The organism is Okeania sp. (assembly GCF_983059655.1).
Window position 1 is genome coordinate 1 of record NZ_CEZPJD010000321.1, and the last position, 8,739, is coordinate 8,739.

Sequence of the window (8,739 nt, forward strand, 5' to 3'; positions counted from 1 at the left end):
TAATAATTAATAATTAATAATTATTAATTATTTTCAAGAAGAGGATTGACGCGGTAGGGAATTTTTTTTCTTGTTTTTCCTTTAAAATAGAGGTTTTAAACCTTAAATATTAGGTAAGGAAGAGGGAAGAAGGAAGAAGGTTTAAAAGTCTGAAAAAAACTTAAATTTCCTGTAGATATTCACTTTTGGGTTTGCACAAACGACAAAGTGCAGACATGATATTATAACAATACATATTAGTAATCTTGCTTGAAAAAGTGAAATTTTTTACCAAAAAATGAGGTCCAAAGCCTGCCCTTTTAAGAGGATGAAAAAGCGGTCGTTTGCTTTGCAACGCTGGCGCGAAAAGCGCAGCTTCCCGTAGGGTGGGATGGCGAGGGGACCTCGCCATATCCAATCTACCAAGACAGCAGTCGTTAGCGCAGCTTCCCAGAGGGTGGGATGGCGAGAGGACCTTGCCATATCCAATCTACCAAGAGAATATTCAGTTCAATATTTCAAGTCTCCGGCTTTAGTCGGAGGTACTAATAACTGATAACTGATAACTGATAACTGAAATGACCAAGCCACCTAATACCTAATATAGCAATTTAAGCAAAGGTTAGGAAATATCAAAACCTTAAAAATTAGACAAAGTAAGATTTTTTATTCTTCCTTCTTCCCTCTTTCCTCTTCCTTATTAAATATTAACTATGGATGCGTGGTTCGGGATGTAAATTGCTTAAAATTTCACTTTCAAATATTGCTAATTCCTCTAATCTTTTCTCTACTGTTTCTTGTTCAAAATAAGTTGTAGCTAAAACCCAATATATTCCATAATGTCTGGCTTCAGATGCCATTAAACTACGATAAAATTTTGCTAATTCTGGTTCTGGGCAGTAATCTGCAAGTAAGCCTAAACGTTCGTGACTTCGAGCTTCAATTAAACAGTAAACTAATAATAAATCTAACATTCTTTCAGGCTCATTCCGCCGTACTTTACTATTCAAAGCTGCTCCATAAGGAGGAGAATTTAGAGGAGCTAATGGAATATTACGACGTTCTAACCATTGGTTTACTTGGTCAAAATGTTCTAACTCTTCTTTGGCAATAGCTGTCAATTTTTTGATTAGTTTCGTACTTGAAGGATAGCGAAACATTAAATTTAAAGCTACTCCTGCTGCTTTTCGTTCACAGTGAGAATGGTCTAATAATATAGTATCTAGATTGGCGATCGCTTGTTCTATCCAAGCTTGGGAAGTAGGTTGTTTAATATATTTAATGGTTGGTGTTTTTGTTAGTTGCATATTTATTACTTTTGTTCATTTTCATAGCGTTCTTTTGCTGCTTTTTTAACTTTAGCTGCAAAGTCTGGATAATTTTCTAACACTTTTTTAAAGTCATCTTTTTCTAAAATAAATAATTCACAGTAAGTCAATGTAATGATTGATGCAGTACGTCGTTGTTCATATACTAGAGCAATTTCTCCAAAAAATGTACCTGCACCCATATTCCTGTATATAATACCAGTTTTTTCTGAGAAGGCTTGTACTAAACCACGTTTAATAAAGTACATTTCATGACCCAAATGCCCTTCTCGAATTATATATTCATTAGGTGGTAATATTTCAGGTTTTAAAACCATTACTATTTCTTCAAAAAAATGTGTATCTGCTCCTTCAAAAATAGGCACTTTCTCAATTACTTCTTTATGTAATTGTAGTGCTAATTTCATTTTGAGAGAATAAGGTAATTCTTCGAGTATGTGATAATCTCTAATATCTCGATTTTCAATCCATCTATATTGATAGTAATCTCTAATTTTTTGCTGTAACTTAGGGGAAATTTTATTGTCCCGCATATAGGTTTGAATTTGCCCTAATTTTTCTCTATATCTGGCTTTTGTAGCATCTAGGTTAGAAATTAATGAAGATACATTGCCAATAATATAGGCATACATAGATATTCCTAAAAACATGACTCCCAAAGAAAATATTATTTCAATTTCAGTAGTGGGAATAATATCTCCATATCCTACAGTAGTCAGAGTTGTAATTGCCCAATAAAGGGAATTAATATATTGAGTTCTCATACTTGCTGATTGTAGGGAATTTCTAATCAACCAAGAATTTTCACCATTAGATTCCCAACTACCAATCGTAAACCAGAGACAAGCTACCCAATGAGTAATTAAAATAATTATTATGACTAATTTATACATTCTCATCAAGGTAGGGTTAATATTTACATTAGTTTCCCACCTGTTAAAAATTCGATAAAATTGAGGTAGTCGAAATAAACGAGGGAATCTCAATACAGCAATAATAAATAGTGAGTTGGGTGCAAATATTCTGGCAATTAAATCTGCTGGCGGAATACTAGCGAAGAAATGTCTGAAAAAGAGTCGAGATCGATAATGTTGAGCGATCTTTTTTTTGTCTTGAATATATTCTCCGTATTCAATGTAGCCAAGATTAAATCGAATCAATATATCAATAATTAAAATTACATCTCCTATAATGTCTAATACAATCCAGATACCATCAAATTTATTTTTAAAAGCAATTCTAAAAGGGATTATGAAAGCATTATAAATAGTAATGAATACAATTAATACTTGCCAGGATCTAATAAATTTACTATTGGGATGAAGTGTGGGAATTTTCACTTTATTTTTATTGAGTAATTATAGGAGGGAACAGGCAACAGGCAACAGGCAACAGGCAATAGGCAAAAGTGGAAAGAATATTTCCCTGTCTCAGGTTTATTATCTGCATAAGTCCTAATATCGTTTCACTTAAAGTAAGAAGTCAAAGGTCAAAAGCAAGAAGTGATATTTTAGGTAGTTAAAATCTCTACTCATAGCGGGTAAGGTTCAGCTTATTATTTGACTTCATCAGTTACCAACTATTTGTGATACTTTTGAAGTTAATTGGTATAATCAACCCATTATTTTATATAGTAAAATTTGTTAGTGAAAAAGGCAATACACAGAAGAAAGCAATACGGTAGAGGCATCAAACTCGCTACCAATTGCCAGCTACCAAATTTTCATTTTGCTGGGTATCTTAATTAACTAGAATAAAATAATTTTTTATCTATTTTCATATACTTTTTTTATATCCAACAAACGGAATAAGTACAGCGTTTCTCAAGTTACTGAGGTACAGTTGTTTTTCTTGTTTTCTACTCCCTACTCCCTACTCCCTAAAATCAAGGAATTTTGTACGCTTTTTGGGAACTGCCATATCATAATTTTCCGATTTTATTATACATATCTTGAGCAAATTTTTTCGGGTTCCATAATGGCGCTAAATTTTCTTGATCTTTAGATTTAACTAATTTATCGACCAATTCCTGACGTAAATGAGGATTTTGACCTAATTTTACAGCCAAATCAATATATTCATTCCATGACCATGCCACGCCTAATTTAATATCTAAATTTTGTAAAAAGGAATAACCCATTCTAGATAAAAATTGTTCTCCGGCAAGAGTAACAACTGGTAAATTAAACCATAAAGCTTCTAGGGTATGAGTACCACCATTATAAGGATAAGAATCAAGCATAATATCTGCTAAAGAATAGATACTTCTATGTTCCTCTTCTGTGGGAAATCTTTCCATAAATTTAATCCGATGAATACTTACATCCTCAGCTTTACAAGCTTGATGATAAGCAGCTTGAAATACTTCTATATCTCCTAATGCTTTATGAATTAATATACTATTGGGAACTTGCTTCAAAATAGCAATTTGTGCCTTAACTAAATCTCGGTTAAACTTTCTCCCTGGTGCTAAACAAAGATAAACAATTTGGTCTAAACCTATCCTTTGAGACTTTCTTAAATTAGCTCTATTTGTTTCTATTCTTTGAAAACCAGAAGTTGCCACAAATGAATTTGGCATCCTCACTAATTTTTCTATATAGTATTTATCTCGGTCTTGGGGGTGGGTATGTAGATCGCATAGAAAATAATTATTTTCAGATATGTAAGGGGCATCAAATCCTAACCAAGATATACAAACTGGTGCAGGTTTATAATATAAAATCTCTGTATTAATTGGTAAACTCAAAGAATCTAAGTCTATCAATATATCTACTTTATCTTGCTGAATTTCGGTAATAATTTCTCGGATATCGACGCTTCCTTGAGGATATTTTTTCGGTACGTATAATTTAGTAACAGCTTGGCTAAATTTTTTAGTTTGGTCATCTGCTTTGAGGCGTTCCGTTGAATATAAATATATTTCTGTATTTAATTTTCCTAACTCTAGGATAATATCAAGGCTACACCAACCGACGGAATGTCGATTAAAATGATTAGATATGAAGCCAATTTTTAATGGATTTTTATTGTCAAAATTAACAGGAGTAACAAAATTATTATTTTGAGGCTTGAGAACAAATTGTGTATAAATTTTCGATACCGATCTGTAGAGGTCAGAATTGGCTTGAATATCATCTCTTAAGTAAGGAACACTGAAAAGAAAATTTCCATATAGAGCTTTTAGATCGACTACCTTTTTGACAATATTCATATCTTCTTTCAGTTTAGCTTCAAGGTCAAAAAATCTATCTTTAGCAATTTCATTTAAGCCAGATATTTGATAAGTGCTAATCAAATATATCCCAGTCATAATCGGATCTATTTCCCCACATTGTTGATAATAATTAGACACTGCTTGCCTGGCAACTTCATAATTATTACCATCCCGAAGAATGCCACATAAATGTTGATGTGCTGTAGCATAATTAGGCCGAACTTCAATCGCTTTTTTCAGATATTTAATACCCTCAGAAAATTTACCCTGAGTTCTCAAAATTATGCCAATTTGACTATAAGCCTCTGCTAAATTTGGGTTGAGCGTAATTGCCTTTTGCCAACTATCAATAGCTTCATCTAATTTTCCCTCTTCAGCTAATTTATATCCCTGGTTTAAATTAACCTCAATCCCACCCAAATTAGGATTTAACTTTAAAGCTTTTTCTTCTGAGGCGATCGCTTCATCTAACTTGCCCAGTTGCTCACAAACTTTGGCCAAATTCCAATAGGCGGGGGCCATATCTGGTCGTAGTTGAATCGCCTTTCTGTAACAAGCGATCGCCTCATCCAGCTTTCCCTGTCGATAAAACATACTGCCCAAGTTAACATGAGCCTGGGATAACTCAGGATTAAGTTCTATTGCCCGATAATATAGATTAATTGCTTCTGAAATTTTACCTTGGGCCTGGATAATATTTGCTAGGGTGACATAAGTATAGGCCCAATTAGGTTGTAGATTTAAAGACTGGCGACAACAAGCGATCGCCTCTGATAACTGTCCCTGGGCATAATAAATTTCAGCTTGTGCCGTTAATGCCTGAAAATTTGGAGTTTGTGAATGGGGAGGACTGGAAGAAATATTCATTGGAAAAAAATCTATCTTATCTAATTAAAGGATAAAACCTACCATATTTTGCACCTCAGTAGGGCGATCGGATATAGTTCTTTTCTCTAAAGTGCAATATTTAAGTTATCCTGTGTTTAGTTTTGGGTAAAAATATTTGATATAACTATAAGCTATCAGCTATCAGCTACAGTCAAAACTTTTAACTGTAATGTTTAGCTCAATTCTAAGCCCCAAATCTGATAATAAATGTAGTATTAATCTTAGTATTTAATATTAAACAAGGAGCATTTCAATGATTATAAAAAAAATGCATCAACTTCAACCAAAAATAAAATTTAAAAATCAAATAATCTTGGGAATTATTTCATTGATTTTGACAGTAGGAATTCCTATTTTTATCGATAATAAAATTCCTGTTCAAGCACAAACAGAAAACAAATACGAAGAAAAATACGAAGAAAAATTATTTGAAACAGCTCTAGCTTTTACTCTATATTTTGAAGGTGGATTTAGTAATCATCCAGCAGATAAAGGTGGTCGAACCTATAAAGGAATTTTGCAAACTGAATATAATGCTTATAGACGAAGACGTGGTTTACCAACCTTAGATGTTAAACAAATGTCTGATACTGAGCTGATGGAAATTTATCAAGGTTATTGGGATAATAGTAAGTCAGCTACAATGCATCCCGCTCTAGCTGTAGTTATGTTTGATACTGCAGTTAACTTTGGTATTAATAACTCAGTAACTTTTCTTCAGCAGGCTTTGGGATTACCACAAACAGGCATATTTGATGCTGATACTAAGTCAGCATTAACAGAAGGTAATAATCGAAATACAGCTCTTCAAATGATTAATGAAAGGATTATTTATCGTTATAAAAGAGTACAAGAAGATTCGAGTCAAATGGCTTTTTTTCATGGTTGGTTAGCTCGTGATTATAGTTTGTGGGGCTATGTAGAAAAGCTCAAAGATCGTTGAAGAAGGAAGAAGGCAGAAGGAAGAGAGAAGAAGGTAGAATAAAGCAATATTGATCTGCGGAATCTAAGATATAAAATCAAGGAAAACTTACAGATAAAACAGTCGAAGCAAAGATTATATCAAGTTGCACTGATTAACCACAATATAAAAAGATGAAAAAGATGGCATACTCCTTAAGAGTCATCTTTAGATGACTTAAATTATTAGCCAAGGGTTTCAATCCTTGGCGAGTCATGTCATCCGCCAAGCCAAGAAATTAATTTCTTGGCTCACAGCAGAAGTCATCTAAAGATAGTTAACTTATTATAGCGTTCTTAATTAGGGCTTGCTGAATAAATCTAAAAGTCTTTGCAGATAAAGGTAAGTGCCTTTTTAGGTATTGAAAAAGTACCTGGTTTTGAGCTATTAGAGCTCAAAAAGGAGCATATTTTGGGCCAGATAGGGGAAGAACAATCTTGGGACGATTCTTCTGACTACCTCTTCTATAATTCCCATTCCTCCTGACTTCCTCCTGATTTCTGGATTCTGGATTCTGGCTCCTACCCTTACCACTCATACTTTTGAGCGCAAACCCTATTTAGACTTGATATTAGAAAAGCTCGAAAGATTCAAATTCAGACAACGTAATATTTTCCTTCTCTCTTAGATAACTAAAGTATTCTTCCGATCGTTTTTCCATTTTTTTCAATATTTATCCCTTCTTCCTTCTTCCTTCTTCAAGAATTTAAGGACGCAGGAACATTATTATGAGTCGTATTATTACTATTACTATGACTATTACTATTATTTAATTTGACATAATGACTAATAAGCTGAGTCAGATGAATGAAAGTCTGAATGTCAATTTGACGTGATAATAACATTTCTCGATACTTATTCTCTAAACTTTCCAGCTTATCCTGAGCTTCTTCTGGGTATACTTCCGACATAGATTGCCATTCATCAATTAATGCTATGGTATTTTGAATATCTTTCTGATTTTGCTTTTCTTGCAAAGTTTGGCATTCTTCTACAAGCAACTTTGTCATTTCTTCTAACTTTTCATAAGCTTCTTTAGGTAAATCTCCTTCTATCAACATTGACCTATGTTGCTGCCTTAATTCTTCTACTTCTTTAAGAGCTTGAATTGGATTTTCTTCTAAATTTAAACTAATGTCACTGAGAGCTAAACGGCTATTTTTAATCATATTGAGACACTGTTTATGACGCCACATTCGCAACAAAAATCCGATAATACCTGTAGATATAACAATAATGATACCTGCCTGCAAATCTTGGTTTTCCTCTAAGTAGCGCATCCAAACTTGCCTGGGGTCACCTTGCTCAAATGCTTCCTGGGAACCAGGATGAAGATATACCAATCCATTCTGTAATAAAGAGCGAGCATTTCCGTTAGCAAGCTCTGGGTAAAATAATGAGTATTGTCGAGAAGATGAGATAATTGACCAAGTTAAAAGAGCAATTTTTTCTTTGCTGACATCAGGACGAGTTACTAAAGCAGCAGCAGTAGAAATAGTAGGTAAATTTTCTTTAGGTATTGGTGGTAAAGGAATATAACTGCCTTTTGGCATGATGGCGCTTTGATATGATTCTGGAAATTGAATAGTTAAGTAGTTAATAAAAGCTGTTGATATCGGAACTAACCTGAGCAAGGGAGGTGTTGCTAGCTCTGCTTGAACTTTTTTACTACTTCCAACTGGACCAACATATACAAAAGCATCTATTTCTTTTTGTTTAAGTTTACTAAATCCTTCTTGGAGATCGATTTTAGCTTCAATAATGTTGAGATTTGTAGCACTAAATAGTCGTCTAGCAGTGAAATAAATACCGCTTTCGGGAGTACCAAAAATGACTCGTTTTCCGTCAAGGTCAGTAAAAGTCTCGATTTCTGAGTCAGATTGTGTAATTAGATGTAAATATTCATGAGCAAGAATAGCTATTGCTTGGACTTTGCCCATTTTCATTGCTTCGCTGGCGACATCTAGTTGAACTAGGGCAAGGTCTGTTTCTCCATCAAGTAGACGTTTGAGGTTTTGTTGCGAACCGTAGGAATCATAATTATCGCGGACGGTTATTTTCCCTACTTCACGAGCTGAAGTTACTATTTGCCTACCTATGTTTTCATAAGCACCTCCATTAGTGCCACTAGAAAGGGTAAGACTGTGGCGTTGAGTAGTGCAACTCGTTAATGAGATCGCCCATAAAAATATACCTCCTATTCCTATTAATTTACTAGGTAGCTTGTGATGAGGATATATAGCAGTTGATAATTTAGTAAATATATGCAATTTATTATCTCCTTAAAAGGAAAAATGTTATGCCTAGAATAATGCGATGATTTATGCTTAACTATTACTATGCATGACTAATAATTCTCTAATCTA

At 33.7% G+C, this 8,739-nt stretch carries 5 protein-coding genes; 1 reads left to right on the top strand and 4 read right to left on the bottom strand.

Going from position 1 to position 8,739, the window contains the following annotated elements; translation table 11 throughout:
* Positions 1–686 precede the first annotated feature (686 nt).
* From AC3DU7_RS17930 to AC3DU7_RS17940, 3 genes are all read right to left on the bottom strand, one after another.
* Positions 687–1,286, bottom strand: coding sequence for a MiaE family protein (locus AC3DU7_RS17930; protein WP_488040678.1), 600 nt, complete (start codon positions 1,284–1,286; stop codon positions 687–689).
* 5 nt (positions 1,287–1,291) lie between these two features.
* Positions 1,292–2,647 (bottom strand): ion transporter, encoded by a 1,356-nt coding sequence (locus tag AC3DU7_RS17935; protein WP_488040679.1) that lies wholly within the window; start codon positions 2,645–2,647, stop codon positions 1,292–1,294.
* A gap of 581 nt (positions 2,648–3,228) precedes the next feature.
* Entirely contained in the window at positions 3,229–5,391 is a 2,163-nt protein-coding gene (locus tag AC3DU7_RS17940) for an O-linked N-acetylglucosamine transferase, SPINDLY family protein (RefSeq protein ID WP_488040680.1), read from the bottom strand.
* A 274-nt stretch (positions 5,392–5,665) separates the two neighbouring features.
* Here AC3DU7_RS17940 and AC3DU7_RS17945 point away from each other — a divergent pair, with 274 nt between their 5' ends.
* Positions 5,666–6,355 (top strand): glycoside hydrolase family 108 protein, encoded by a 690-nt coding sequence (locus tag AC3DU7_RS17945; RefSeq protein ID WP_488040681.1) that lies wholly within the window; start codon positions 5,666–5,668, stop codon positions 6,353–6,355.
* A gap of 716 nt (positions 6,356–7,071) precedes the next feature.
* Here the strand turns inward: AC3DU7_RS17945 and AC3DU7_RS17950 are convergent.
* On the bottom strand, positions 7,072–8,643 hold the full coding sequence (locus AC3DU7_RS17950; RefSeq protein ID WP_488040682.1) for a TAXI family TRAP transporter solute-binding subunit: 1,572 nt from the start codon (positions 8,641–8,643) through the stop codon (positions 7,072–7,074).
* Positions 8,644–8,739 lie beyond the last annotated feature (96 nt).

Excerpts from the sequence above, each read along its gene's own strand:
- AC3DU7_RS17930 (WP_488040678.1), bottom strand. The coding sequence starts at position 1,286 with ATGCAACTAACAAAAACACCAACCATTAAATATATTAAACAACCTACT.
- AC3DU7_RS17945 (WP_488040681.1), top strand. The coding sequence starts at position 5,666 with ATGATTATAAAAAAAATGCATCAACTTCAACCAAAAATAAAATTTAAA.
- AC3DU7_RS17940 (WP_488040680.1), bottom strand. The coding sequence starts at position 5,391 with ATGAATATTTCTTCCAGTCCTCCCCATTCACAAACTCCAAATTTTCAG.